22 protein-coding genes and 1 tRNA gene are annotated in these 23,096 nt (G+C 64.0%); 13 read left to right on the top strand and 10 right to left on the bottom strand.

The genetic code is table 11. From position 1 onward, the window contains the following. The first annotated feature begins 279 nt into the window (after positions 1 to 279). From panB to ACWPWO_RS15475, 9 genes are all read left to right on the top strand, one after another. Positions 280 to 1,101, top strand: coding sequence for a 3-methyl-2-oxobutanoate hydroxymethyltransferase (gene panB / locus ACWPWO_RS15515; protein WP_454007334.1), 822 nt, complete (start codon positions 280 to 282; stop codon positions 1,099 to 1,101). A 64-nt stretch (positions 1,102 to 1,165) separates the two neighbouring features. Beyond that, positions 1,166 to 2,131, top strand: a complete 966-nt coding sequence (locus ACWPWO_RS15510) for a LysR family transcriptional regulator (protein WP_454007333.1) — start codon at positions 1,166 to 1,168, stop codon at positions 2,129 to 2,131. Between the two features lie 47 nt (positions 2,132 to 2,178). Then, entirely contained in the window at positions 2,179 to 3,615 is a 1,437-nt protein-coding gene (locus tag ACWPWO_RS15505) for an NAD(P)-binding domain-containing protein (RefSeq protein WP_454007332.1), read from the top strand. A 91-nt stretch (positions 3,616 to 3,706) separates the two neighbouring features. After that, positions 3,707 to 4,234 carry a CMD domain-containing protein gene (locus tag ACWPWO_RS15500; protein ID WP_454007331.1) on the top strand — a complete coding sequence of 176 codons (528 nt, stop codon included), beginning with the start codon at positions 3,707 to 3,709 and terminating at the stop codon, positions 4,232 to 4,234. Then, positions 4,231 to 4,815: a peroxidase-related enzyme gene (locus ACWPWO_RS15495; protein WP_394062546.1), complete on the top strand. Its 585-nt coding sequence runs from the start codon at positions 4,231 to 4,233 to the stop codon at positions 4,813 to 4,815. Before ACWPWO_RS15500 ends, ACWPWO_RS15495 begins: the two co-directional genes overlap by 4 nt. Positions 4,816 to 4,899: 84 nt before the next feature. Next, positions 4,900 to 6,045, top strand: coding sequence for an alpha-hydroxy acid oxidase (locus tag ACWPWO_RS15490; RefSeq protein ID WP_454007330.1), 1,146 nt, complete (start codon positions 4,900 to 4,902; stop codon positions 6,043 to 6,045). A gap of 70 nt (positions 6,046 to 6,115) precedes the next feature. Continuing rightward, the gene (locus ACWPWO_RS15485) at positions 6,116 to 6,535 is read left to right on the top strand and encodes a DUF2946 family protein (protein WP_454007329.1); all 420 of its coding nucleotides are present in this window, start codon (positions 6,116 to 6,118) and stop codon (positions 6,533 to 6,535) included. A 63-nt stretch (positions 6,536 to 6,598) separates the two neighbouring features. Next, complete coding sequence (locus tag ACWPWO_RS15480) at positions 6,599 to 7,138, top strand: YcnI family copper-binding membrane protein (protein ID WP_454007328.1); 540 nt, start codon at positions 6,599 to 6,601, stop codon at positions 7,136 to 7,138. A 123-nt stretch (positions 7,139 to 7,261) separates the two neighbouring features. Beyond that, positions 7,262 to 8,941, top strand: coding sequence for a copper resistance CopC/CopD family protein (locus ACWPWO_RS15475; RefSeq protein WP_454007327.1), 1,680 nt, complete (start codon positions 7,262 to 7,264; stop codon positions 8,939 to 8,941). 50 nt (positions 8,942 to 8,991) lie between these two features. Here the strand turns inward: ACWPWO_RS15475 and ACWPWO_RS15470 are convergent, their stop codons facing one another. The 4 genes from ACWPWO_RS15470 to ACWPWO_RS15455 all read right to left on the bottom strand — a co-directional run bounded on the left by ACWPWO_RS15470 (position 8,992) and on the right by ACWPWO_RS15455 (position 13,668). After that, positions 8,992 to 11,283, bottom strand: coding sequence for a molybdopterin cofactor-binding domain-containing protein (locus ACWPWO_RS15470; RefSeq protein WP_454007326.1), 2,292 nt, complete (start codon positions 11,281 to 11,283; stop codon positions 8,992 to 8,994). Further along, the gene (locus tag ACWPWO_RS15465) at positions 11,280 to 11,753 is read right to left on the bottom strand and encodes a (2Fe-2S)-binding protein (protein ID WP_454007325.1); all 474 of its coding nucleotides are present in this window, start codon (positions 11,751 to 11,753) and stop codon (positions 11,280 to 11,282) included. The genes ACWPWO_RS15470 and ACWPWO_RS15465 overlap by 4 nt, the downstream gene beginning before the upstream one ends. 305 nt (positions 11,754 to 12,058) lie before the next feature. After that, entirely contained in the window at positions 12,059 to 13,249 is a 1,191-nt protein-coding gene (locus tag ACWPWO_RS15460) for a hypothetical protein (protein WP_454007324.1), read from the bottom strand. Positions 13,250 to 13,592: 343 nt separating this feature from the next. Next, positions 13,593 to 13,668, bottom strand: a tRNA-Thr gene (locus ACWPWO_RS15455). Positions 13,669 to 13,912: 244 nt separating this feature from the next. Here ACWPWO_RS15455 and cysP point away from each other — a divergent pair. The 3 genes from cysP to cysW are packed head-to-tail and all read left to right on the top strand — an operon-like array spanning position 13,913 to position 16,653. Beyond that, a complete protein-coding gene (cysP, locus tag ACWPWO_RS15450) occupies positions 13,913 to 14,917 on the top strand; it encodes a thiosulfate ABC transporter substrate-binding protein CysP (RefSeq protein ID WP_454007323.1) in 1,005 nt (334 codons plus the stop codon). Positions 14,918 to 14,920: 3 nt separating this feature from the next. After that, on the top strand, positions 14,921 to 15,811 hold the full coding sequence (gene cysT / locus ACWPWO_RS15445; protein WP_454007322.1) for a sulfate ABC transporter permease subunit CysT: 891 nt from the start codon (positions 14,921 to 14,923) through the stop codon (positions 15,809 to 15,811). Further along, positions 15,808 to 16,653, top strand: coding sequence for a sulfate ABC transporter permease subunit CysW (gene cysW / locus ACWPWO_RS15440; protein WP_454007321.1), 846 nt, complete (start codon positions 15,808 to 15,810; stop codon positions 16,651 to 16,653). Before cysT ends, cysW begins: the two co-directional genes overlap by 4 nt. 127 nt (positions 16,654 to 16,780) lie before the next feature. Here the strand turns inward: cysW and ACWPWO_RS15435 are convergent, their stop codons facing one another. The 6 genes from ACWPWO_RS15435 to petA form a co-directional block, all read right to left on the bottom strand. Further along, a complete protein-coding gene (locus ACWPWO_RS15435; protein WP_454007320.1) occupies positions 16,781 to 17,749 on the bottom strand; it encodes a Fic family protein in 969 nt (322 codons plus the stop codon). 458 nt (positions 17,750 to 18,207) lie between these two features. Then, complete coding sequence (locus tag ACWPWO_RS15430; RefSeq protein WP_394062522.1) at positions 18,208 to 18,639, bottom strand: ClpXP protease specificity-enhancing factor; 432 nt, start codon at positions 18,637 to 18,639, stop codon at positions 18,208 to 18,210. Between the two features lie 7 nt (positions 18,640 to 18,646). Next, on the bottom strand, positions 18,647 to 19,255 hold the full coding sequence (locus ACWPWO_RS15425) for a glutathione S-transferase N-terminal domain-containing protein (protein ID WP_394062521.1): 609 nt from the start codon (positions 19,253 to 19,255) through the stop codon (positions 18,647 to 18,649). 127 nt (positions 19,256 to 19,382) lie between these two features. Further along, a complete protein-coding gene (locus ACWPWO_RS15420) occupies positions 19,383 to 20,237 on the bottom strand; it encodes a cytochrome c1 (protein ID WP_394062520.1) in 855 nt (284 codons plus the stop codon). A gap of 19 nt (positions 20,238 to 20,256) precedes the next feature. Continuing rightward, on the bottom strand, positions 20,257 to 21,645 hold the full coding sequence (locus ACWPWO_RS15415) for a cytochrome b (protein WP_454007319.1): 1,389 nt from the start codon (positions 21,643 to 21,645) through the stop codon (positions 20,257 to 20,259). A gap of 49 nt (positions 21,646 to 21,694) precedes the next feature. Beyond that, positions 21,695 to 22,339 carry a ubiquinol-cytochrome c reductase iron-sulfur subunit gene (petA, locus tag ACWPWO_RS15410; protein ID WP_454007318.1) on the bottom strand — a complete coding sequence of 215 codons (645 nt, stop codon included), beginning with the start codon at positions 22,337 to 22,339 and terminating at the stop codon, positions 21,695 to 21,697. A 124-nt stretch (positions 22,340 to 22,463) separates the two neighbouring features. On the opposite strand from petA, the gene mscL reads away from it, so the two are divergent. Then, complete coding sequence (gene mscL / locus ACWPWO_RS15405; protein WP_394062515.1) at positions 22,464 to 22,913, top strand: large conductance mechanosensitive channel protein MscL; 450 nt, start codon at positions 22,464 to 22,466, stop codon at positions 22,911 to 22,913. Positions 22,914 to 23,096 lie beyond the last annotated feature (183 nt).

The raw sequence follows: 23,096 nt of genomic DNA, 5'->3' as shown, positions 1-23,096 counted from the left end.
TAAAGCAAAAAATTTACCCTCGCGCCACGCCTTCGGCTTGTCGCCCCCAAGGGGGTGTTTTCTATCTTGGGCGCTCCGGCGGCCCGGCGATAAAAAAGAAAAAAGACGAGAATCCGCGAGGGATGGGCACACGGACCTTGTGTGCGGACAGGAAGTTGGCTTATTGTTTTTTTTCCTGCGCCGATTATATAGGCGCAGAATGGATTTTTACCTAACGTTTTGCAATTAGCATCATTCATATTCCCATATTTTGATAAATGGGCTTAAGTTGGAGTAAGTATGAGCGTACACAGCACGCAGGTGGGTCTGAGCGTACCCGCCTTGATGGCTTACAAGGGCAAGCAGAAGATCGCCTCGCTGACCGCCTACATTGCGCCCATCGCGCGCATGCTGGACGAGCATATGGACATGATTCTGGTGGGTGATTCCACGGCCATGGTGGGCTATGCCATGCCGGACACCCTGAGCATCACGGTGGACATGATGGCCGCGCACGCCGCCGCCGTGGTGCGCGCCACGCAGCACGCCTGCATCGTAGTGGACATGCCCTTCGGCAGCTACCAGCAGTCCCCCCAGCAGGCCTTCGCCAATGCCTCGCGCATGCTGGCCGCCAGCGGCGCCCAGGCGGTCAAGCTCGAAGGCGGACAGGTCATGGCCGAAACCACGCGTTTCCTGGTGGAGCGCGGCGTGCCGGTGCTGGCCCACGTCGGGCTGATGCCGCAGTACGTGAACACCATGGGCGGCTACAAGGCCCAGGGCATGAATGACGCCGCCGCCCAGCGCGTGCTGGAAGACGCGGTGGCGCACGCCCAGGCGGGCGCCTGGGGCGTGGTGCTGGAAGGCGTGGCCGAAGGACTGGGCCGGCGCATCACGGAGTCCATCGCCATTCCCACCATCGGCATCGGCGCTTCGCCCGCCTGCGACGGCCAGGTGCTGGTCACCGAGGACATCCTGGGGCTGACCAGCGGCAAGATCCCGAAATTCGCCAAGCCTTATGCCGACGTGGGCGCGCTGATTTCCCAGGCGGCCGCGCAATACGGCGCCGAGGTGCGCGACGGGACTTTTCCGTCGCTGGAACATTGTTTCGGCGTGAAACGCTAGTGCGGCAAACTATTCCGCATTAGAATATTCCATGTTCATAAATGCAGTATCCACATAAAGCGACATGGAAATCCGACAGCTTGAGGCCTTTGCGGCCGTGATGTCCGCCGGCAGCGTCACCGCTGCCGGACGCCTGCTGGACCGCTCGCAGCCCGTGGTCAGCCGCCAGATCCAGGAACTGGAGCAGGAACTGGGCTTCAGGCTGTTCACTCGCACGCGGCCCCAGGTCACCCTGACCGAGCAGGGGCGCGAGTTCTACCTGGAGGCGCGCCCCGTCCTGATGAACCTGGAGGCGCTGCAGAGCCGCGCGCTGGAGATCGCCCGCGGCGGCCTGCGCCCCTTGCGCATCGTGGCCACGCGCGCGCTGGCCATCGGTCTGCTGCCCCAGGTGCTGGGCTTGATGGAGCAGCATGATCCCGCCTTCAAGCAGAAGCTGATCATCGACACGGTCAACGCCGAAGAGGTGGTGCAGGCCATCGATGAAGGCCGAGCCGACCTGGGCGTCACCAGCCTGCCGCTGGACATCGACAGTTGCACCCTGCACTGGTCCGGCCAGAGCCCCTGCCTGCTGGGCGTTCCCGCCCGCAGCCCCCTGGCCGAGCGCGAAACCGTGCGCCTGAGCGAAATCCGCGGCATGCCGCTGATCGCCGTTCAGAACCGGCATCGCCTGCGCCATACCCTGGCCACGGCCCTGTTGCGCGCCAGTCCCGAAGCGCCCGAGGACATCCGCCATATCGAAGTGACCTCGTCCCTGGAAGGCCTGGCCCTGGTGGGGCAGGGCGTGGGCGTGTCCCTGATCGACCCCTTCACGGCGCACGGCGTGCCCATGAAGAACGTGGAGCTGCGCCCCATCGACATCCACGTGCCCTACATGATGGGCGTGGTGTCCTTGAAGTCCCGCGAACTGCGCCCCGATGCGCAGCGCCTGGTGGAGGCGCTGCGCCAGTACGTGCTGCAGTTCATTCCGCGCTTCGTGCTGGGCGACGACACCGGCCTGCCCAGCACGCACGACCCGTTTGATTCTCTCTGAGCCGATTTGTTTTTTCCAGAAGGCGGCCTGTGCCGCCTGCAGACACCATGACAGCAGAATTTCCGATACCCGATGGTCTGGCCGCGCTGGAGGCGCGCGTGCGCCAGGATTACGCCTGGCTGGACCTGCCCGCCAAGCCCTGGGTGCCCGAGACCTTCATCGATGGACAGACCGTGCTGGATGCGGCCATCGTGGGCGGCGGCATGGCGGGCCTGGCCCTGGCCAACGCCATGAAGAACCTGGGCCTGCGCGCCCAGGTCTACGACCAGGCGCCTGCCGGGTTCGAGGGCCCCTGGGCGACCACGGCGCGCATGGAGACCCTGCGTTCTCCCAAGCAATTGACCGGCCCGGCCCTGGGCTTTCCCGCGCTGACCTTTCGCGCCTGGTTCGAATCCCAGTTCGGCGCCCAGGCCTGGGAGGAACTCGACAAGATTCCCCGCCTGCAGTGGATGGATTACCTGCGCTGGTACCGTCAGGTCAATGGACTAGCCATCGCCAACGAACACGAAGTGCTGGACATCGTGCCCAGCGCCGATCATGTGCGTCTGCGCATACGCAGCGCGCAGGGCGAATTCGACGTGCTGGCCCGCCATGTGGTCCTGGCCACCGGTCGCGCCGGCCTGGGCGGCCCCAGCCTGCCGGACTGGGCGCAGGCCGTCGCGCCCGGCGCGCGGGCGCATTCCTCCGACGTCATGGACTATGCGGAGCTGCGCGGCAAGCGCGTGGCCGTCATCGGCGCAGGCGCCTCCGCCATGGACAGCGCCGCCACGGCGCTGGAGAACGGGGCCCTCGGCGTGGACCTGCTGATCCGCCGCGCCGACATTCCCCGCGTCAACAAAGGCAAAGGCCTGGGCAGCCCTGGCGCCGTGCATGGCACGCTGGGCTTGCCGGATGAATGGAAATGGAAGATCCGGCACTACATCGGCGAGCAGCAGGTGCCGCCGCCGCGCGGCAGCGTGCTGCGCGTCTCGCGCCATGCCAATGCGCGCTTCTACCTGGATGCGGGCGTGCAGGGCGCGGCCATGGACGGCGAGCAAGTCGTCCTGCAGACCAAGCGCGGCGAGCGCCGCTACGATTTCGTGATCTTCGCCACCGGCTTCAAGGTGGACTGGCGCTCGCGGCCTGAATACCGCACGATCGCGCCCGCCATCCGCGTCTGGGGCGACCGCTTCGCCGAACCCGCCGGCCAGGAAAGCCAGGAGCTGCGCGAATCGCCGGACCTGGGCGATCTGTTCGAGTTCCAGCCGCGCGAGCCCGGCCAGATGCCGGGGCTGGAGCGTGTGCATTGTTTCTGCTATCCCGCCACATTGACTCACGGTCAGGTGTCGGGGGACATCCCCGCCATCAGCGATGGAGCCTTGCGCCTGTCGCAGGGGCTGTGCCGCCAGTTGTTCGTGGAAGACGCGCCTGTCCATTTCGAGCGCCTGCAGGCCTATGACGAGCCTGAGGTCTACGGCGACGAGTGGGTGCCCGCGCAGGATTGATGAAGAGCCGCGCCGCAGGGTATGGTCACCGAACCGCCTCGAGGCGCCGGATGAAAGAAACCGTGCGGCGGATGCCGCCACAGGAGAGACCATGACTGAACACGACGAGGCGGTCGCAGCCGACCTGATCGACCAGTTGCTGGGCGTGGGCCCCGGTGATGACTTGCATGCCTTGCGCCATGCCCGGGCCAAGGCCACCGACGCCATCCAGCGCAGCCAGGAGCTGTTTTTCCAGCCTGAACTGGGCCAGGTATCCTTGCAGGACCGATTGAGCATCGCCTTGTATGCGTGCGCATTGTCGCGGGCGCAGCGACTGGGCGGCTATTACCGGAAGCAACTGGCCAGCCAGCCCGGCGTGTCGCCGGACCTGGTGGCGGCCCTGGAGCAGGACAGGCTGGACGCGGTCCAGGATGCGCGCCTGCGCGCCATGCTGGTCTTTACCCGCATCCTGATCCTGACGCCGGTGCAGGGCGACAAGGCCGCTTTGCAGGCCTTGCAGGCCGCCGGCCTGCAGACGCCCGACGTGGTGACGGTGGCGCAACTGATCGCCTACCTGTCCTATCAGATCCGCATGCTGGCCGGTCTGCTGGCATTGCAACAGCGCAAGGAGCAGGCATGAGCGAGATCATCCGCAAGAACGGTTTCACCAACGAGAACCTGGACTGGACCGCCTGGCTGGACGTGGTCGATCTGGAGCGCGCCACGCCCGAACAGATCGCCGTGCTGGAGATGAGCCATCCCAAGGCCAAGGAAATGGACTACTACCGCTTCCTGGTGCATCAGCCCGCCATCCTGCAGCAGCGTTCCGAAGCCTATAACGCCATCATGTACGCGCCGGGCGGCCTGCCGCGCGCGGAGCGCGAGCTGGCGGCCCTGACGGTCTCGCGCATCAATGGCTGCGCCTATTGCGCCTCCGTGCACGCCCAGCGTTTCGAACAATTGGCCAAGCGCAACGATACCGTGCACCAGGTGTTCGAGGATCCGCGCAGCGCGGGCGCCACGGACCGGGAGCGCGCCATCGCGGCCTTCGCCGTCAAGCTGACCGAAGCCCCCGACCAGTTGGACGCCCAGGACATGGCCGCCTTGCAGGCCCAGGGCCTGAGCGACGCCGAGATCCTGGACCTGATCAACTCGGCCGCCATCTTCGGCTGGGCCAATCGCCTGATGCACAATCTGGGCGAATCCTCGCCGCAGGCCTGATCGTTCGGCCATATACTTCAAGCCTAAATGAATAATCCGAATCGGGACCAGCAAGCCTGGTCCCGGACAGGGGCGTTGGAGCATATGAAGCTGAATATTGATGATTACCGGCAGGCGGCGCAGCGCGCCTTGCCGCGTTTTGTCTATGACTATGTGGCGGGCGCGGCCGAGGATGAGCTCTGCCTGCAACGCAATCGCCGGGATCTGGAGGCGATCACCTTGTCGCCGCGCAGCCTGCGCGACACGGCCGCGGCCTCGACGGCCGTGCAGGTGTTCGGCCGTCCATGGAGCGCGCCGTTCGGCGTGGCGCCGGTCGGGCTGATCGACGTGGTCAGGCCCAGGGGAGACATCCTGGCTGCCCGCGCGGCGGGCAGGGCTGGCTTGCCGTACATCCTGTCCACGGCCTCCAACAGCCGGCTGGAGGCTGTCCGCCAGGCCACCGACGGGCCTTGCTGGATGCAACTGTACGTCATGCAGGACAGGGGCATGGCGGACTCCATCCTGGATCGCGCCCGCGAGGCCGGCTTCGAGGCGCTGGTCCTGACCGTGGACGTGCCGGCCGGCGGTTACCGCGAGAAAGACGTGCGCCATGGTTTCAAGCTGCCGTTCCGCCCTGGTCCGCGCCTGGTGCTGGACATGGCCCTCCACCCTGGCTGGCTGAGGCGTCAGGCCCTGGCCGGCGCGCCGCAGTTCGTGAACCTGGCGCCCACCAGCGGCGCGACCTCGGCCCAGGCGCAGGCGGCCTTGCTGTCGCGCACCATGGATCGCTCCCTCGTCTGGGAAGACCTGACCTGGTTGCGCTCGAAGTGGGACGGCCCCTTGCTGATCAAAGGCCTCCTGCATCCGCAGGACGCCCGCCAGGCGTTGCAGCATGGAGTCGACGGCCTGATCGTGTCCAACCACGGGGGCCGGCAGCTGGACGTCGCTCCTTCGGCCATTTCGGCGCTTCCGGCGATCATGGACGTCGTGCGGGATCGCGTGCCGGTCTTCATCGACAGCGGTTTCCGGCGAGGAGCCGACGTGGCCAAGGCATTGGCCTGGGGCGCGCAGGGCGTCTTCCTGGGGCGCCCGGTCGCCTATGGACTTGCCCAGGGGGGCGAGCAAGGCGTGGCGAGCGTGCTGGATATCGTGGCCCAGGAACTGCTGCGCACCATGATCCTGCTGGGAGCGAGTCGCCCGGACGAACTGGTCCAATGCCTGGAGGAGGGGGTTCCCGTCCAGGGTCGCTAGGATTCCCGGCCGCGGGCCGGTAACAATTGCGCTGCGGGCGGGCCGGAAAGCCTGTCATATACTGTGCGGCATGCACGCTTTCATTTCCGTTCGGCGCACGCTTGAAGCGGCCTGGCAGGCCCTGTTCTGCCTGGTCCTCCTGGCGTTCGCGTGCCGGGCGGTCGTGCCTGCGGGCTACATGCCGGGACTGTCGGAGCAGAATGGGTTCGCCATGACTTTCTGCACGGCGCAGGGAGTGGTCACGACCCTATGGGTGGGCTCGTCGGATGCGGCCGGGAAAACTTCCCAGGATGACCATGCCGTCGGCCTGGATTGCCCCTTCGGCTTGCTGCTCGCCCAGGCCGCGCTGCCCGACCAGGATGCGCCTTTGCCGGCGGGCGTCGTGACCTATCGCCCTGTTTCGTTCCAACCTCCGTATCGGGCCTTGCCGCCCTTGCCGGCGCTGGGGCCGCCTCTGGGGTCGCGCGCTCCGCCAGCTTCTCTCGTGTGATGTTCGTCCACGGCCGCTCTTGTGCGGCCAAGCATTCAACGATACTGATCCCGAGGTTCTTCCATGTCCATTCATGTCATTTCCAGCCGTCTGGCCGCCGCGGCGGCGGCCCTGGTCCTGGTTCCATCCGCCGCGTTCGCCCATGTGTCGCTGGAGACCCGCCAGGCCCCGGTCGAAAGCAGCTACAAGGCCGTGTTCAAGGTGCCGCACGGCTGCAAAGGCTCTCCCACCGTCAAGCTGCGCGTGCGCATTCCCGATGGCGTGCTGGGCGTCAAGCCGCAGCCCAAGGCCGGGTGGACGCTCCAGACGGTGACGGGCGACTATGCCCGTGCCTATACCCTTTACGGCGCACCGGTGAGCTCCGGCGTGAAGGAGGTCGTCTGGTCCGGCGGGTCCCTGCCCGACGATCACTATGACGAGTTCGTGTTCGTCGCTTACCTGAGCAGCGCCTTGAAGCCGGATACCACCCTGTATTTCCCTGTGGTGCAGGAGTGCGAGCAAGGCCTGACGCGGTGGATAGACCAGCCTGCGCCAGGTCGGAAGCCGGCGGACGATCATTCGGATTCTCCTGCCCCCGCCCTGAAACTCCTGCCCAAGCCTTGAGCTGATTCGCAGGCCCCGCCGGCCGTGGCCCGACTGCAAGGTTGAGCCTGCTCGGGCTGGCGGGTCGGACAGACGGACCAGGGCTGAAGCGCAGTCAACGTGAGGCGCATGGAAGGGGGCGTGATGCAGACAAACACTTTCGATGTCCGGGCATGCCGGCATGGGCGGCTGCCGGATCGGGCGCGCGCCTGGTTCATGGCGTTGTTCTTCTTGGCGGGCGCGCTCGCGTGGTCGCCGCGGGCGGCCGCCCACGCGGCGCTGATAAGCAGCAGTCCGCAGGCAGGAGCGGTGCTGACGCAGGCCCCGGAGCAGGTCCGGTTGCGGTTCAACGAGCCAGTGTCGCCCTTGGTGCTGAGGCTGGTGCAGCCGGATGGACAGGGCGTGGCGCTTGCCGATGCGCAGGTTCTGCCTGATGGCCTGGCGCTGCCCATGCCCAGGCTGGACATGCAGGGGACCTACGCCTTGAGCTGGCGCGTAGCGTCCGCCGACGGCCATCCTGTCGGCGGCACGGTGACGTTTTCCATCGGGATCCAGGACAGGGACGCAAGTCAAGCCGGGCAGGGCGAGCGGGGGCGGGACGTGCTGATCTGGCTGGCCCGCTGGCTAGCCTACGCGACCTTGTTCCTGAGCGCGGGATTGGCCGCTGCCCAGGCCTTGACTTCATCGCGTCGCCAATTGCGGCGCACGCTGCGCTGGAGCGCGTCCCTGGGCGCGACAATGGTCTTGTTCAATGCCGGCCTCTGGGGCGTCGACGCCCTGGACCTGCCGCTTGCGGGCTTTTTCAGCGCAGCGGCATGGGCGGCCGTGGCGGCCTCGACGTTTGGAGCCTCGGCCTTGCTGGCCCTGGCCGCCCTGGCATGTGCCGCGCTGGCGCCGGGCCGGCGCACTCCCCTACGCCAGGGCATCACGGCCAGGGCGGCCATCGTGTTGCCGGGCGCTTCCTTTGCCTCCACGGGACACGCCAGCGCCGCGCCGCCCGCCTGGCTGTCCATGCCCGCTGTATGGCTGCATGTCGTAGCCGTCGCATTGTGGGTCGGGTTCCTGTGGCCGCTGGCGTCGGGCCTGGGCGACAGCCCGGACTTCTGGCTGCTGCAGCGCTTTTCCCGCTGGATTCCGCTGGTGCTGCTGGTCCTGTTCGGGGCCGGCGGCGTCCTGATCTGCGTGCAGCTGGATGGGATGGCTTCGCTCTGGCAAAGCGCGTACGGGCGGGTTCTGCTGGGCAAGCTGGCCCTGGTGGCTTTGATGCTGGGGCTGGGGGCGCACAACCGCTACCGGCTGACAAGCGCCGTCCTGCGGCGGGAGATCGCGCCCCGGCTGGCCATGCGGCGCGTGATACGCATCGAATGCCTGCTGGCGCTGATGATCCTGGCGGTGGCGGCGCTCTGGCGGTTCACGCCGCCGCCACGCGCCCTGGCTGCGTCGGCCGCCTCAACGGCGCGAACTGTCGTGATGGCCCATGTCCATGGCCCGGACGCCATGGCAGAGCTGGCCCTGCGCGAGCCAGATCCAGCGGCGCCAGGTTCCCGCCCCATCGGCGGGGCGAGCGGGCCGGGCGAGCTGCAGATCACTTTGACTGATCCCGCAGGACAACCCCTGGCCGCCCAGGAAGCGGATGTCGTCTTCTCCAATCCGGCCGCGGGCCTCGAGCCTCTGAGTTTTCCCGCTGAACGGGTCAGCGAAGGCCTTTGGCATGTGCAGAATCTGCAATTGCCCTATCAGCCGGACTGGCAGGTGCGCATCGATGTGCTGATTTCGGACTTCGATCGCGTGCGGCTGGAAACGACGGTGCAAATGAAGGAATAATGCGGGATGGGGCCGGCCCGCAGTCCAAGGCGTGCCGGACCTGAGGGGCGTCAGGCAAGCATGCGGATGGGCAGGCTGCGCACGCGCTTGCCGGTCGCGGCGAAGACCGCATTGCACAGGGCAGGGGCCACGGGCGGCACCGGCGGTTCGCCCACGCCGCCGGGCGGCAGGCTGTGATCGTCGTTGACCAGGTGGGTCCGTATCACGCGGGGAGACTGCCCATGGCGCAACACTTCATAATCGTGGAAGTTGCTTTGCACCACCCGGCCTTTCTCGAAGGTGATCTCGCCAGTCAGCGCCAGACTCAGGCCCATGACGGCTCCGCCCTCCATCTGCGCGCGGATACGCTCGGGATTGATCTGCGGGCCGCAGTCCAGGGCCATGTCCACGGCCACCACCTGTACCTTGCCGTGCTCGTTGACGGCGACCTCGATCACCGTGGCCGTGTAGCTCATGAAGCTGTAGCAGAAGGCCAGCCCCAATCCATGCCCTTCGGGCAGCTTCCGTCCCCAGTCGGCGCCCTGGCAGGCGGCCTCGATCACGGCTCGCAGGCGGCCGGTGTCATAGGGGTAGCGTTGCGGCGATTCGCTGTAGTTCCAGGTGTCGGCCAAGGAGCCCGGATCGATCCTGCGCGCCGGCCCGATCAGCTCGAGCGCAAACTGCTTGTGATCCTTGCCCGCGTGGTGCGCCAGTTCGGCGATGAAGCACTGCGCGGCGAAGGCATGCGGGATGTTGGCCACCGAGCGGAACCAGCCTATGCGCGCATGCGCCGGCACGGCGGCGGTCTCCACGCGCACATTGGGGATCTGGTAGGGCATGTTGATGGCCGACATGGCCGATTCGAACAGTTGCTGTCCTTGTGCGTTCTGATCGAACAGGGACGCGATGGTGGGCGCGGCGCTGCGGTGCAGCCAGGAGCGGACCTGGCCGTCGCCGTCGATGACGGCTTCCAGACGCTCCACGGACACGGTGTGCAGATAATCGTGATGGATGTCGTCCTCGCGGGTCCAGACCAGTTTCACCGGAGTGCCTTCGGGCATGGCCTGGGCCACGATGGCGGCTTCATCCACGAAGTCGGGCATGGACTTGCGGCCGAACCCGCCGCCCAGAAGCAGGACGTTGACCTTGACGTCTTCGGGCTTGAGCTTCAGGCGCGCCGACACGGCGTCCTGCGCGGCAGCCGGGTTCTGGATCGAGGTCCAGACCTCGGCCTTCCCGCCCTGGATCCGGACCGTGGCCGCGGGCGGCTCCATCGATGCATGGGCCAGGTGCGGCACATAATAATCGGCGCTCAGGCGCCGGTCATCGGACGCTTTCTTCCATTCCCGGGCAACATCGCCTTGTACGCGCATCGCCTTGCCCGGCGCGCGGGCCGCGGCTTCCAGCCCCTGCCGATAAGCAGCGGAGTCATAGCTGCCGTTGGGGCCGTCTTCCCATTCCAGGTCCAGCGCCGAGCGCCCCTGCAGGGCCGCCCAGGTGTTGCGCGCCACGACGGCCACGCCGCCCAGGGGCTGGAAGCCGGGCGCGCCCTCGAACGCGGGAATTTTTACGACGTTGAGCACGCCGGGCACCGCCAGAGCCTGGGTCGAATTAACATGGCGCAGCTTGCCGCCCACCACGGGGGGGCGCGCCACCACGGCGTAGACCATGCCCGGCAGGCGCATGTCCATGCCGTAGAGCGCCCGGCCTTTGCCGATGGCCTCGAGGTCGACCGGCCGGATCTGGCCTTTGCCGATATAGCGAAAGTCCGCGGGCTCTTTCAGCCGGAGGGCATCGGCCGCAGGCACTGGCAAGCGGGCCGCCTCGGCAGCCAGTTCGCCAAAGCCAAGGCGGCGGCCCGTGGGGCCATGCACGACTTCATGGTGCTCGGCCCTGACCTCGGCCACAGGCACCGCCCATCGCGCCGCGGCGGCCGATTCGAGCATCTGGCGGGCGGCGGCGCCCACCCTGCGCATCGGCATCAGGAAGTGCCGCATGCTGCGTGAGCCGTCCACGTTCTGGTTGCCATATCGGGCTTCGTCAGCCGGGGCCTGGATGACTTTCACGCGGTCCCAGCGGGCCTGCATTTCGTCGGCGACCACCATGGGCAGGCTGGTGCGCACGCCGGTGCCCATTTCCGCTCGGTGAGCCACGATGGTGACGAGACCGTCCGCGGCAATGGAGACGAAGATCAGCGGATCATCCACGGTGCCGCCGGGCATGGAGTCCGCTCCGAACTTCTGCGCCGGGGCGTCGGCGGCCCAACAGGCCGAGACCCGTCCTCTGGCCGTCACGGCTAGTGTCAGTGCGCCCAGGGAGCCTTGCAGGAACCGGCGCCGGGAGAGCAGGGCGGCCGCGGTCATGAGCGTTCTCCTTGCGCCAGGCGGCCTGCCGCGTCGGTGATGGCGGCGCGGATGCGCGGATAGGTGCCGCAACGGCAGATATTCCCGCTCATCGCTTCGTCGATCTGCTGGTCGGTGGGCGTTGCCGTGGCCTGAAGCAGGCTGGCGGCCGCCATGATCTGTCCCGCCTGGCAATAGCCGCACTGGGCGACGCTGTGCTCGAGCCAGGCTTGCTGCAGCACTCTGCCCACCCGGTCCGTATCCAGAGCTTCGATGGTGAAGATGGTGCGTCCGGCCGCTGCCGCGACGGGGGTGACGCAGGCGCGGACGGGGGCGCCGTCCATGTGCACCGTACAGGCGCCGCACAAGGCTGCGCCACAGCCGAACTTGGTGCCGGTCAGGCCCAGCTCGTCGCGCAGCACCCAGAGCAGCGGCATGTCGTCGGGAACGTCGACCTCCCAGTCCCGACCATTGATGTGAAGTGTCGCCATAGAGCCTCCTTGGAGTGGATGACGCTGCGTCCAGCGACCCCTTGGGCGCAGCCTGTCTCGCAAGTCCAAGATTATCCTGACAAACTCAGGTTCTCATTAATTAGCGAGGCTTATAGCAGTATAAAGAGCCTCATGCCCGGCCTGGCGACGGAGTTGTAAGGCGGATGTTTTTGTTTTTTTTTGATTGCTCGGAATCAGCTTCTCGACCCTGCCTCGCGAGTGGCGGCCGGTGTTAGGCCGAACGGGGTAAATGCTTATCTTGCTGGGTGATCCCGTTATTGCGATCTTAACGTAATCATTCCTGTTCACATGGTCTCGCCGATACGCTGCGCCAATCGCTTGTAGAAGCTTGGCCATTTGCAATACCCGGAATGCGCGCCGCTGAAGCAACGGCCGGTGTCGTACTTGAAGTCTTGCACTGCGCCGGCTGAGGTTCCGGTGAAGGTCGGCAGGACCAGAAAGCCCAGCAAGTCATTGGTGTCCAGGATGTTCAGCCAGCGCTTCGCGCGCTTGGGCGAGGCGATGGCCTCGTGCGGGGTTTCATTGCGGTCTGTGCGCCCGGGACTGGTCCATAGCAGCGACATTTCTTCGAACAGTCCGACCTGAGCCCCCACGGTCACCCAGGCATCGACCTCCAGGTCCGAGCCTTCGGCGTAGTGGGTGAGGATGTCGTAGACGATTTCGGCGCCGAAACTGTGGCAGATGACCACCAGCGGCTCCCTGCTCGAGCGGGCCAGGTCATGGGCCTGCCGCAGCGACTGGAGGATCGTCGCGGCGATGGGGCCGGGGGTGGCGCCGTCGCCGCGCTCGGCCAGATAGCGGAAGGTGTCGCCCATGAGGGTGGCGGCCTTGCGCGTCAGAGGGCGCCGCAAGGGCAGCACGAAGGCATGGGATATCTGGTCCGGGCCAAGCAGTATCAGGCGCTTCGCTCCCTCTTCGAGCATGCCCCTCAAGCCCGCGTCATGGAATGCTTCCTCTCCACCGGCGGCCTGCATTGGAATGACCACAGCGAGTACCTGTTCCAGCACGCCATCCATGGTGGTCTGCGCCGACCATGGTTCTGCGGTGTCGGCCAGGCGGTTCTGCGCCAGGCGATAGGCCCTGGCCACAGCGAGGATGTCGGCCTGGGATCGGGCTTGCTGGATGACGGCATCGAACAGCAGATCGACGGCGGTGTCGGGACTGCGCCGCGCTACCGCATCCAGGGTGTCGCCAGCCTGCACCGTGCCATTCGCCATGGCGAGGCCCAGCGATGGAGGCGGCTCCTGATCGTTCGCTGTCAGAGGCTCCATCTCGCTGCCTTTGGGAATCACCGCCAGGTCATGCCAGAACCTGACCCCGTCATCACCCCAGTACGGCGCGTAGATGGGATGCCGGGCATCGATCCCGGCGGCGGGAGCGACGATCTCCCTGAGAAACGCCGCCCGAACCTGCTCCTCGCGGCCATAGTCCGCATCCCTGCGACTGTTGACGCCGTGGACGAATACGAATGGCATAAGCCCTCCTGGGTACATGCAGCGCTCAATTCCCAGCTTAGATTCAAAAATTCCGGACTGGCGTACATTTTCGTCCGCAGGTAACAAGAGATTGCTGGGCGGGGCATGGGCCTGAAGTGGCTGGGATGGCGAACTGTCATCGTATTTGCATGCCGCAGCTTGAATGGTGCGTGATCAACATCAGCGTTGAGTGCTTGGAGTGCATCGTCAGGCACTTGCAGATCGATGTGATGGTTCTGCTGATCGTTTCAAGGTAAGGAAGGGGCGCTCTAGGGAAACGGAGGCGCAACGACCAAAAAGCAAAACGCCAACCCAAAGGGTTGGCGTATGTGCTTGAAACTGTTGGTGCCGGCTAAAGGAGTTGAACCCTCGACCTTCGCATTACAAGTGCGCTGCTCTACCAACTGAGCTAAGCCGGCGAACTGGGGATTATAACGGGCTTCTGCGTGAACAGGCAATCAGGCCGTGGACGGCGGGGGCGCCTTTTCAAGAGGAGGTTCCGGACGGATCATGCTTTCTGGTTATAAAGGAATGATGAAAAGTTCGTTTTAAATGCGTTATCCCCTACTCATAATGAAATCCATCAAGGCTTTGGTTATATACGCCGGGCCGCAGAACACGTTGTGATGCTACGGGCCCGCATCGGGCTCCCAGGGGAAAAGCATGAACTTGAAGTCCGTGGTCGGTTCCGCTCTGCTCTTGTCTTCGCTGCTGGGCGGCGTGGCCAGTGCGCAGGTCACCTTGCTCAACGCTTCCTTCGACGTGGCCCGCGAGACCTTCGCCGCCATCAATCCCAAGTTCGTGGAGCACTGGAAAGCTGCCACCGGCCAGGACATCAAGATCGACCAGTCATTCGCCGGCACGTCCCGCCAGGCCCAGGACATCATCCAGGGCAAGAAGGTGGACACGGTGACCTTCAACCAGGTGACGGACATCGAGTTCCTGGCCGAGCGCGGCGCCGTGGCCAAGGACTGGGCCAGCAAGTTCCCCAACAACAGCTCGCCGTACTACAGCACCATCGCCTTCCTGGTGCGTAAGGGCAACCCCAAGAACATCAAGTCCTGGGATGACCTGGTGCGCGACGATGTGAAGCTGGTGTTCCCCAACCCCAAGACGTCCGGCAATGCCCGCTACACCTACCTGGCTTCCTGGCTCTACGCCAACGAGAAGTTCGGTGGCGACCAAGCCAAGATCAAGGATTTCGTGCGCAAGGTGCTGGGCAATGTGGAGAGTTTTCCCACAGGCGGCCGCGGCGCGACGGTGGCCTTCGCACAGAATGGCCAGGGCGACGTGCTGCTGACTTTTGAATCCGAAGTCATCAATATCGCCGGCAGCGACGAGTTCAAGGGCAGCGAGCTGGAAATCGTGGTGCCGCCCGTCAGCGTGCTGGCCGAGTTCCCGGTCGCCGTGGTGGACAAGGTCGTGGACCAAAAGGGCACGCGTAAAGAAGCGACGGAATACCTGAAGTTCCAGTACACTCCTGAAATCCAGCGTCTGCTGGCAGGTTTCAACTATCGGGTGACTGATCCTGCCGTGGCGAAGGAATTCGAATCCAAATACGCGCCGGTCAAGCTGATCAACCCCACGGACGTGCTGGGTAGCTGGAAAGACATCCAGAGCCAGCATTTCGCAGCCAACGGCATTCTGGACCAATTGCTCGCGAAATAACCGATGACCCGTTCCCTCGTGGACCCGACCGCAGCGCCCCTGGCGGCGCCTGCGGTCAAACCCGTCTTTTTCCTGCGCCGCCCCGTCATTCCAGGTTTTGGCCTGAGCTTCGGCTTCAGCGTCCTGTACCTGTCCATCATCGTCCTGCTGCCGCTCTCGGCGCTGTTCATGTATGTCAGCGACATGAGCATGGCCGACTACTGGCGCGCCGTCACCGACAAGCGCGTGCTCAGCAGCTACCAGGTCACCATCAGTGCGGCCTTTTATTCCACGGTGATCGCCAGCGTGGTGGGCTTCATCATCGCCTGGATCATCACCCGCTTCGACTTTCCGGGGCGCCGGCTGATCGACGCATTGGTGGACCTGCCGTTCGCCCTGCCGACCTCGGTGGCCGGCCTGACCCTGGCGACCCTGTTCGTGCCCGGCGGCTGGTTCGGCCAATTCCTGCCCGAAGGCTGGAGGATCGCCTACCAGTATCCCGGCATCGTGGTCGCCATGACCTTCACCAGCCTGCCTTTCGTGGTGCGCATCGTGCAGCCGGTGATCGAGGAGCTGGGCGATGAATACGAGGAAGTCGCCCAGACCCTGGGGGCGACGGGCTGGCAGACCTTCTACAAGGTGGTGTTCCCGCCCCTGATCCCGGCCATGGTGACCGGCGCGTCCCAGGCCTTCATACGCAGCCTGGGCGAGTTCGGCGCGGTCATCATGATCGCCGGCAACATTCCCTATAAAACCGAAGTGTCCTCGCTGATGATCTTCGTGCGCCTGCAGGAATTCAACTATCCGGCGGCGGCGGCCATTGCTTCGGTGATCCTGCTGGCGTCCCTGCTGCTGCTCTTCACTTTGCAGCTGGTGCAGAACCGCCTGCTGGGCTGGCAACGGAGGCGCGCATGAGAAAAGCACCCAAGAGTCTGGCGGATCGCCTGATCCTGGCCGTGGGCATCGTGCTGGTGCTGGGCCTGCTGGTGGTGCCGCTGCTGCTGATCTTTTCCAAGGCCCTGGGCGACGGGCTGCCGGCCTTGTGGTCCAACCTGCGGGAAGACTTCATGCTGCACGCCATCGGGCTGACGCTGTTCGTGGCGGTGGTGACGGTGCCGCTGAACATGGTCTTCGGCATTCTGCTGGCCTGGTGCCTGACGCATTACCAGTTTCGCGGGCGGCGCCTGCTGAGCACGCTGGTGGACCTTCCCTATGCGGTCTCGCCCGTGGTGGCCGGCCTGTGCTACTTGGTGGTCTATGGGGTGGAGACGTCCCTGGGTCAATGGGTCAGCGGTCACGACATTCAGTTGATGTTCGCCTGGCCGGGCATCGTCATGGTCACGATCTTCGTCACCACGCCCTATGTGGCGCGCATCCTGATCCCGGTCACGCACGCCCAGGGTTCGGATGCGGAAGCCGCGGCGCTCAGCCTGGGCGCCAATGGATGGCAGATCTTCTGGCATGTCACCCTGCCCGACATCAAGTGGGCGCTGATGTACGGCGTGGTGCTCACCAATGCGCGCGCCATCGGCGAGTTCGGCGCGGTGTCGGTGGTGTCCGGCACCATCATGAACCAGACCCTGACCTTGTCCCTGCTGGTGGACCAGCTCAACAACGACAACAAGGCCGCTGCCGCCTTCACGGCCGCCGCCCTGCTGGCGACCTTCGCCATTGTGTCGGTGATGCTCAAGAGCCTGCTGGAATGGCGCGTGGCCGCCGCACGGCGTCGCAACCAGGCCGAGGCGGTGCAGACTTGAGGAAGTTCAGCCCCAGTCAGTGCGTGGCCTTCGTGGGCGCCTGTAACGGCATTTTGTATCGATATGGCCTGCTTTGATGTCCGGCTGGACGCGTGCCGGGAGCGCTCAGATAAATCCGCTATTGTCGTCAGATCGCTGCGGGAAGGGGGGCGGTGCCTCCGCTCAAAATGGCGAGGTATTGCGGATAGCTGAAGACGCGGCCCCGTTTGCGCCCGGTGATTTCTTTGATAATGCCGAGCCGTTCCAGGTCAGAGAGCGCTGCATTGACCGTCGGAGTCGAAAGGCCTGTTTGTTGGACGAGTTGACTGGCTGTTAAATAGGGGTGCTGTTGAAACAGATCATGGACGCGTAGGGCTGAGCCAGGTCGGTCACTTTGCGCGGTGATCCGTTCGCGGTCTTCCTTGAATAGATCGACGATCCGGGTGGCGGCGTCGAACGCCTGATTGGCCGTATCTGCGACGCCGGCGAGATAAAAGTCGAGCCAGGCTTCCCATGCGCCGTGCTCGCGCACTTCTTGAAGCAGGCGGTAATAGTCCGTGCGATGAGTTTTGAGATAAAGACTCAGGTAGAGCAACGGTTTGCGCAGCACTCCGTTGACGCACAGATAAAGGGTGACCAGCAGGCGGCCGATCCTGCCGTTACCGTCCAAGAACGGATGAATGGTTTCGAACTGGACGTGCAGCAGACCTGCCTTAACCAGTGCCGGTAGCCGCGACTGGTCTTCATGCATGAAGCGTTCAAGAGCATCAAGACAAGAGGCCATCTCGGCGGGCGGCGGTGGTACGAAAAGCGCATTGCCCGGGCGCGACCCGCCTATCCAGTTCTGTGAACGTCGAAATTCGCCGGGGTTTTTCGTGCCGCCGCGCCCACTTTGAAGCAGTCGCGCGTGCATTTCGCGAATCAGGCGCAAGGACAGGGGCAACTCTTTCAGTCGTTCCAAACCATACATCATCGCATCGACGTAGTTTGATACTTCACGAATGTCGTCGATTGGCTGGCCCGCTTGCGCTTCGGTTTCGAAACGGAGCAAATCCGAAAGAGTTGATTGCGTACCTTCGATCTGGGATGAGAGGACTGCTTCTTTCCTGACATACATATAGAGGAACAGTTACTGGCGCGGGAGCAGCATCGTGATGCCGTCCAGACGTCCCAGTGCGCGTTCCGCTAAGCTTAGTCGTTCCAGCAGGGCCAGTACATCGATGGGCGGTTGCGGAGGCAGCGGCGGCGGTACAAAGGCGCGCACGAGCTCGCCCGCAACAGGGGCTTCGACAAAGTGACCTAGCCGAAGGGTGGGGGAAGATTCAGGCATGCCCCATTATGGAGTTGTGCTTTTATTTAAGCAAATCAATTTTTTTTTAATAGTGAGTGCGTTAAGGTAAGTGCTCTTAAATAACGGTCAATATCAACATTGACCATGCGTCTTTGCGTGAGCTTTGCAGTGATCGGTGAGGTCAGGCAGAACCAATGCGGTGCGGCGTCGAGAGGGACTTCTGCGAGGAACGAAAAGCACAAGGGCCCCATGCGGGGCCCTTGTTGCGTGTGCGTCGTGCGTGCTTACTTGACGATCTTCAGGTGCGAAACCTTGCTGCCGTCGCCATCCTTGGCGGGGGCGGGTGCATCGTCGGCCTTTTCGGAGGCGGCGTCGGGCGTATCGCCGCCTGGGTAGGGCTCGGACTCCACCACGTCAAAGCCCATGCCGGCGCCCGTCTCGCGGGCGTAGATGGCCGACACGGCGGCAACGGGTACGAAGATGTCTTCCGTGACGCCGCCAAAGCGGGTCTGGAATTCGATGTAGTCGTTGCCCATGACCAGGCGGTTGGTGGCCAGGTGCCCGATGTTCAGGGTGATCTGGCCGTCCTGGATGTGCCCGCGCGGGACCACGGTATTGGCGTCCACGGTGACGACGATGTGCGGCGTGTAGCCGTTGTCGGTGCACCATTCGTGCAGGGCGCGCAGCAGGTAGGGCTTGGTCGAGGTTTCTTGCATGATGGGATCAGCGACGCATGACTTTTTCGGAGGGCGTCAGCGCCTCGATATAGGCGGGACGCGAGAATACGCGCTCGGCATACTTCTGCACGGGCGCGGCGCTCTTGGGCAGTTCGATGCCATAGTGGTCCAGGCGCCAGAGCAGGGGGGCGATGGCCACGTCGAGCATGGAGAATTCTTCACCCAGCATGTACTTGTTCTTGAGCAGGATGGGGGCCAGTTGCGCCAGGTGGTTGCGGATCTGCTGGCGGGCCAGGTCCTGGGCCTTGGGGTCGGTGTTGCGGCGGTCTTCCAGGGCGGCCACGTGCACGAACAGTTCCTTTTCGAAGTTGTACAGGAACAGGCGGGTGCGGGCGCGCATGGTGGGGTCCGCAGGCATCAGCTGCGGATGGGGGAAGCGCTCGTCGATGTATTCGTTGATGATGTTCGATTCGTACAGGATCAGGTCGCGTTCGACCAGGATGGGCACCTGTCCGTAGGGGTTCATGACGGCGATATCTTCAGGCTTGTTGTACAAGTCGATGTCGCGGATCTCGAAATCCATGCCTTTTTCAAACAACACGAAACGGCAGCGTTGCGAGAAAGGGCAGGTCGTTCCAGAGTAGAGCACCATCATGGTATGGGATTCCAGTCGTAGAAATAAAAACAAGAGCCTCACGGCTCAAGAAACAAGGCCGCGCGGCTGGGCCTTGGCAAACGGGAAGCCGGGCAGGCCTGGCGGCCAGCCCGACTAGCATAGCGTGTTACTTGATGTCTTTCCAGAACACGCTGTTCAGGCGCCAGGCGACGGCGAAGAACAGCAGCAGGAACAGCATCACGCCCACGCCGATCTTCTTGCGCACCAGCTGGGCGGGTTCGGCCATCCAGCCCATGAAGTTGGCCAGGTCGGCCACGTCGCTATCGAACTTGGCGGCCTGCTTGGCGTTGACGGGCTCCAGCTTGACGGAGTCCGTGGCATGGCCGGTGTAGTTGGCCAGCGGTTCCTTGGTGACCGTGGAGAAACCGAAGGGATCGTAGGTGGCGGTGGTCTTGACCCACTGCTTGCTGCCGTCGTCCTTGGCTTCCTCGGCCACGGTCGTGCGGTGCAGCGTCACGCCGCCCTGGCGCTCCCACAGGGCGTGGGGCATGCCCACGCTGGGGAAGACCAGGTTGTCCCAGCCGGTGGGGCGGGAAGCGTCGCGGTAGAACGTGCGCAGGTAGGTGTAGATGTAGTCCGTGCCGGTGGGGCCCAGGTTGGCGGATTTGGCGCGGGCGATCACGGACAGGTCCGGCGGCGCGGCGCCGAACCACTTCTTGCCCATTTCCGGCGTCATGGCGATCTTCATGAGGTCGCCCACCTTGTCCGAGGTGAACAGCAGGTTCTTCTTGATGTCTTCGTCGGACAGGCCGATTTCCGTGAGCTTGTTGTAGCGCATGGAGTTGGCGCTGTGGCAGTTCAGACAGTAGTTGACGAACAGTTTTGCGCCATTTTGCAGCGCAGCCATGTCGTTGATGCGGTTGGGAGCGCGCTCCAGAGCATAGCCGCCCTCGGCGGCGACAGCCACCGTGCAGGTCAGGGACAAGGCCAGAGCGCCAAGCAGTTTTTTAATCATGGTCATTCCGTTACGTGTTGTGGGCCTAGTGAGGGCGGAAGGTCACGCGATCAGGTTCGGGCTTGAACGTACCCAGGCGGCTCCAGACCGGCATCAGCAGGAAGAAGGCCAGGTAGATCACGGTGCCGATCTGGCTCAGCAGGTTGAACAGATCGTTAGGTGCTTGCGTGCCCAGGTAACCCAGGATCAGGAAGTTGACGATGAAAATCGCGTACAGCACTTTGTGCCAGGTGGGACGATAGCGGATCGACTTGACGGGCGAGGCGTCCAGCCAGGGCAGGAAGAACAGGATCACGACCGCGCCGCCCATGGCCACCACGCCCCAGAACTTGGCGTCGATGATGCGGAACAGCACGGCGATGGCGATCAGGATGGCGGGAACGGCCACGCGCCAGATGCCGGGCAGCTTGCCCTTGACGAACAGCGCGATGGCGGCGATGACCGAGGCGCCGGCCAGGATCCAGGTGAAGTCGGCGGTGGTGGCGCGCAGCATCGAGTAGAACGGCGTGAAGTACCAGACCGGGGCGATGTGCGGAGGCGTCTTCAGGGCGTCGGCCGGGGTGAAGTTGTTGAACTCCAGGAAGTAGCCGCCCATTTCAGGCGCGAAGAACAGGATCGCGGCGAACACGATCAGGAAGCCGGCCACGCCCAGGATGTCGTGCACGGTGTAGTAGGGGTGGAAGGGGATGCCGTCCAGGGGGCGACCTTGGGCGTCCTTGGGGCCTTTCTTGATTTCCACGCCGTCGGGGTTGTTGGAACCCACTTCGTGCAGGGCGATCAGGTGGGCCACGACCAGGCCCAGCAGGACCAGGGGAATGGCGATCACGTGCAGGGCGAAGAAGCGGTTCAGGGTGGCGTCGGACACCACGTAGTCGCCGCGGATGAGGATGGCCAGGGCAGGACCGATGAAGGGGATGGCCGAGAACAGGTTCACGATCACCTGGGCGCCCCAGTAGGACATCTGGCCCCAGGGCAGCAGGTAGCCCATGAAGGCTTCGCCCATCAGGCACAGGAAGATGGCCACGCCGAAGATCCAGACCAGTTCGCGGGGCTTGCGGTAGGAGCCGTAGAACAGGCCGCGCAGCATGTGCAGGTACACCACCACGAAGAACATGGAGGCGCCGGTGGAGTGCATGTAGCGGATGATCCAGCCGCCGGGCACTTCGCGCATGATGTATTCGACGGATTCGAACGCCAGCTTGGCGTCGGGCTTGTAGTTCATGACCAGGAAGATCCCGGTCACGATTTGGATGACCAGCACCAGCAGTGCCAGGGAACCGAAGAAGTACCAGAAGTTGAAGTTCTTCGGAGCGTAGTATTCCGACATGTGCTCCTTGTACAGGGATGTCAGGGGGAAACGCCTGTCAATCCATCCCAAGAGTCCTGTCGTTTCGAGGGTTTTCTCGCCAGCCATGAAACGGCTCCATTATCTTTTAATGAATACGTATTGGGTTACAGCCGCCTTAGGCCTTGTTGTCTTCGTCCACGCCGATCGTGACCATCGTGCCGTCGGCCGAGAACTGGTAGGGCGGGATTTCGAGGTTGTCGGGCGCGGGCTTGTTGCTGTAGACGCGGCCGGCCAGGTCGAAGGTCGAACCGTGGCAGGGGCACAGGAAGCCGCCTTCCCAGCCGCCAGGCAGGCCGGCGCCGGCGCCGGCGGCCAGGTGGGGCGTTGGCGAGCAGCCCAGGTGGGTGCAGATACCGATACAGATAAAGATTTCAGGACGACGCGAACGGTACTCGTTCTTGGCGTAGGCGGGCGCGAAGCCGGGGCGGCCCGAATTGGGGTCGGCCAGCTGGTTGTCCAGCTTGGGCAGGGCGTCCAGCTGCTCTTTCGTGCGATGCAGGATCCAGACGGGCTTGCCGCGCCATTCCACAGTGCGCATTTCGCCGGGGGCGATGCTGGAGATGTCCACTTCCACGGGCGCGCCGGCGGCCTTGGCCTTGTCGGACGGAGCAAAGGAGCTGACGAAAGGAACAGCGGTGGCCACACCAGCGACACCACCTAACGCACAGGCGGTGGCGACCCAGGTGCGGCGCGAAGGATCGGGCGGAAGGTTGGGATCAACCGCGCCTATGTCATCGGGCTGTGTCGTAATCTGACTCATTCTAGTATCCTTATTCCTGCCCGATTCGGGCATACCACAATTTACGGATTTGGGCCTGGGTATATTATTCAACCGCGTATTATAGCGTTACCCAGCACAGCATGACTTGATCAAAGGTGAACATATGAACAAGGCTCGAGGTTTTCTCCACGAATTCCGGGAGTTTGCAGTCAAGGGCAACATGATAGACCTCGCGGTCGGTGTCATCATCGGGGCCGCGTTCGGCAAGATCATCGACTCGCTGGTGAAGGACATCATCATGCCCGTCATCAGCTTCATACTGGGGGGCGAAGTCGATTTCACCAATCAATTCACGGTCTTGCGCCTACCCGAAGGCTACAGCGGCCCTGAAACCTTCGATGCCCTGACCAAGGCGGGCGCCGTTATCCTGTCGTGGGGCAACTTCCTGACCATACTGATCAATTTCATCCTGCTGGCCTTCGTGGTGTTCTGCATGGTGAAGATGGTCAACCGCATGCGTGACACCGTGGTCAAGAAGGAGGAAGCCGCTCCTGAGCCAACCCCCGAGGACGTGCTGTTGTTGCGCGAGATCCGGGATTCGCTGAAGAAATAAAGGCGTTGCCTGATCAATGCGCTAGAGCAAGGGTGTCGTCAGGCACCCTTTTTGTTCATGCAAACCAGCCGGCAATGCCAAGTCGGGTCGCTGCCGGATACTTGATTTTAGCCCTTCTTCACCGGGCCGTGTCTAGCTGTCAGCCGCATAAAACCTTGTTCAGCGTCATGTCAGCGCGCCTGT

This window comes from Alcaligenes sp. Marseille-Q7550 (genome assembly GCF_965112015.1).
Note: the sequence above shows the minus strand (reverse complement) of the source record. Positions and strands in the feature narration are given on the sequence as shown.

What these genes read in the sequence shown, in the direction of transcription:
- panB (WP_454007334.1), top strand. Translation starts at nt 280, where the DNA reads ATGAGCGTACACAGCACGCAGGTGGGTCTGAGCGTACCCGCCTTGATG.
- ACWPWO_RS15510 (WP_454007333.1), top strand. Translation starts at nt 1,166, where the DNA reads ATGGAAATCCGACAGCTTGAGGCCTTTGCGGCCGTGATGTCCGCCGGC.
- ACWPWO_RS15505 (WP_454007332.1), top strand. Translation starts at nt 2,179, where the DNA reads ATGACAGCAGAATTTCCGATACCCGATGGTCTGGCCGCGCTGGAGGCG.
- ACWPWO_RS15500 (WP_454007331.1), top strand. Translation starts at nt 3,707, where the DNA reads ATGACTGAACACGACGAGGCGGTCGCAGCCGACCTGATCGACCAGTTG.
- ACWPWO_RS15495 (WP_394062546.1), top strand. Translation starts at nt 4,231, where the DNA reads ATGAGCGAGATCATCCGCAAGAACGGTTTCACCAACGAGAACCTGGAC.
- ACWPWO_RS15490 (WP_454007330.1), top strand. Translation starts at nt 4,900, where the DNA reads ATGAAGCTGAATATTGATGATTACCGGCAGGCGGCGCAGCGCGCCTTG.
- ACWPWO_RS15485 (WP_454007329.1), top strand. Translation starts at nt 6,116, where the DNA reads ATGCACGCTTTCATTTCCGTTCGGCGCACGCTTGAAGCGGCCTGGCAG.
- ACWPWO_RS15480 (WP_454007328.1), top strand. Translation starts at nt 6,599, where the DNA reads ATGTCCATTCATGTCATTTCCAGCCGTCTGGCCGCCGCGGCGGCGGCC.
- ACWPWO_RS15475 (WP_454007327.1), top strand. Translation starts at nt 7,262, where the DNA reads ATGCAGACAAACACTTTCGATGTCCGGGCATGCCGGCATGGGCGGCTG.
- ACWPWO_RS15470 (WP_454007326.1), bottom strand. Translation starts at nt 11,283, where the DNA reads ATGACCGCGGCCGCCCTGCTCTCCCGGCGCCGGTTCCTGCAAGGCTCC.
- ACWPWO_RS15465 (WP_454007325.1), bottom strand. Translation starts at nt 11,753, where the DNA reads ATGGCGACACTTCACATCAATGGTCGGGACTGGGAGGTCGACGTTCCC.
- ACWPWO_RS15460 (WP_454007324.1), bottom strand. Translation starts at nt 13,249, where the DNA reads ATGCCATTCGTATTCGTCCACGGCGTCAACAGTCGCAGGGATGCGGAC.
- cysP (WP_454007323.1), top strand. Translation starts at nt 13,913, where the DNA reads ATGAACTTGAAGTCCGTGGTCGGTTCCGCTCTGCTCTTGTCTTCGCTG.
- cysT (WP_454007322.1), top strand. Translation starts at nt 14,921, where the DNA reads ATGACCCGTTCCCTCGTGGACCCGACCGCAGCGCCCCTGGCGGCGCCT.
- cysW (WP_454007321.1), top strand. Translation starts at nt 15,808, where the DNA reads ATGAGAAAAGCACCCAAGAGTCTGGCGGATCGCCTGATCCTGGCCGTG.
- ACWPWO_RS15435 (WP_454007320.1), bottom strand. Translation starts at nt 17,749, where the DNA reads ATGTATGTCAGGAAAGAAGCAGTCCTCTCATCCCAGATCGAAGGTACG.
- ACWPWO_RS15430 (WP_394062522.1), bottom strand. Translation starts at nt 18,639, where the DNA reads ATGCAAGAAACCTCGACCAAGCCCTACCTGCTGCGCGCCCTGCACGAA.
- ACWPWO_RS15425 (WP_394062521.1), bottom strand. Translation starts at nt 19,255, where the DNA reads ATGATGGTGCTCTACTCTGGAACGACCTGCCCTTTCTCGCAACGCTGC.
- ACWPWO_RS15420 (WP_394062520.1), bottom strand. Translation starts at nt 20,237, where the DNA reads ATGACCATGATTAAAAAACTGCTTGGCGCTCTGGCCTTGTCCCTGACC.
- ACWPWO_RS15415 (WP_454007319.1), bottom strand. Translation starts at nt 21,645, where the DNA reads ATGGCTGGCGAGAAAACCCTCGAAACGACAGGACTCTTGGGATGGATT.
- petA (WP_454007318.1), bottom strand. Translation starts at nt 22,339, where the DNA reads ATGAGTCAGATTACGACACAGCCCGATGACATAGGCGCGGTTGATCCC.
- mscL (WP_394062515.1), top strand. Translation starts at nt 22,464, where the DNA reads ATGAACAAGGCTCGAGGTTTTCTCCACGAATTCCGGGAGTTTGCAGTC.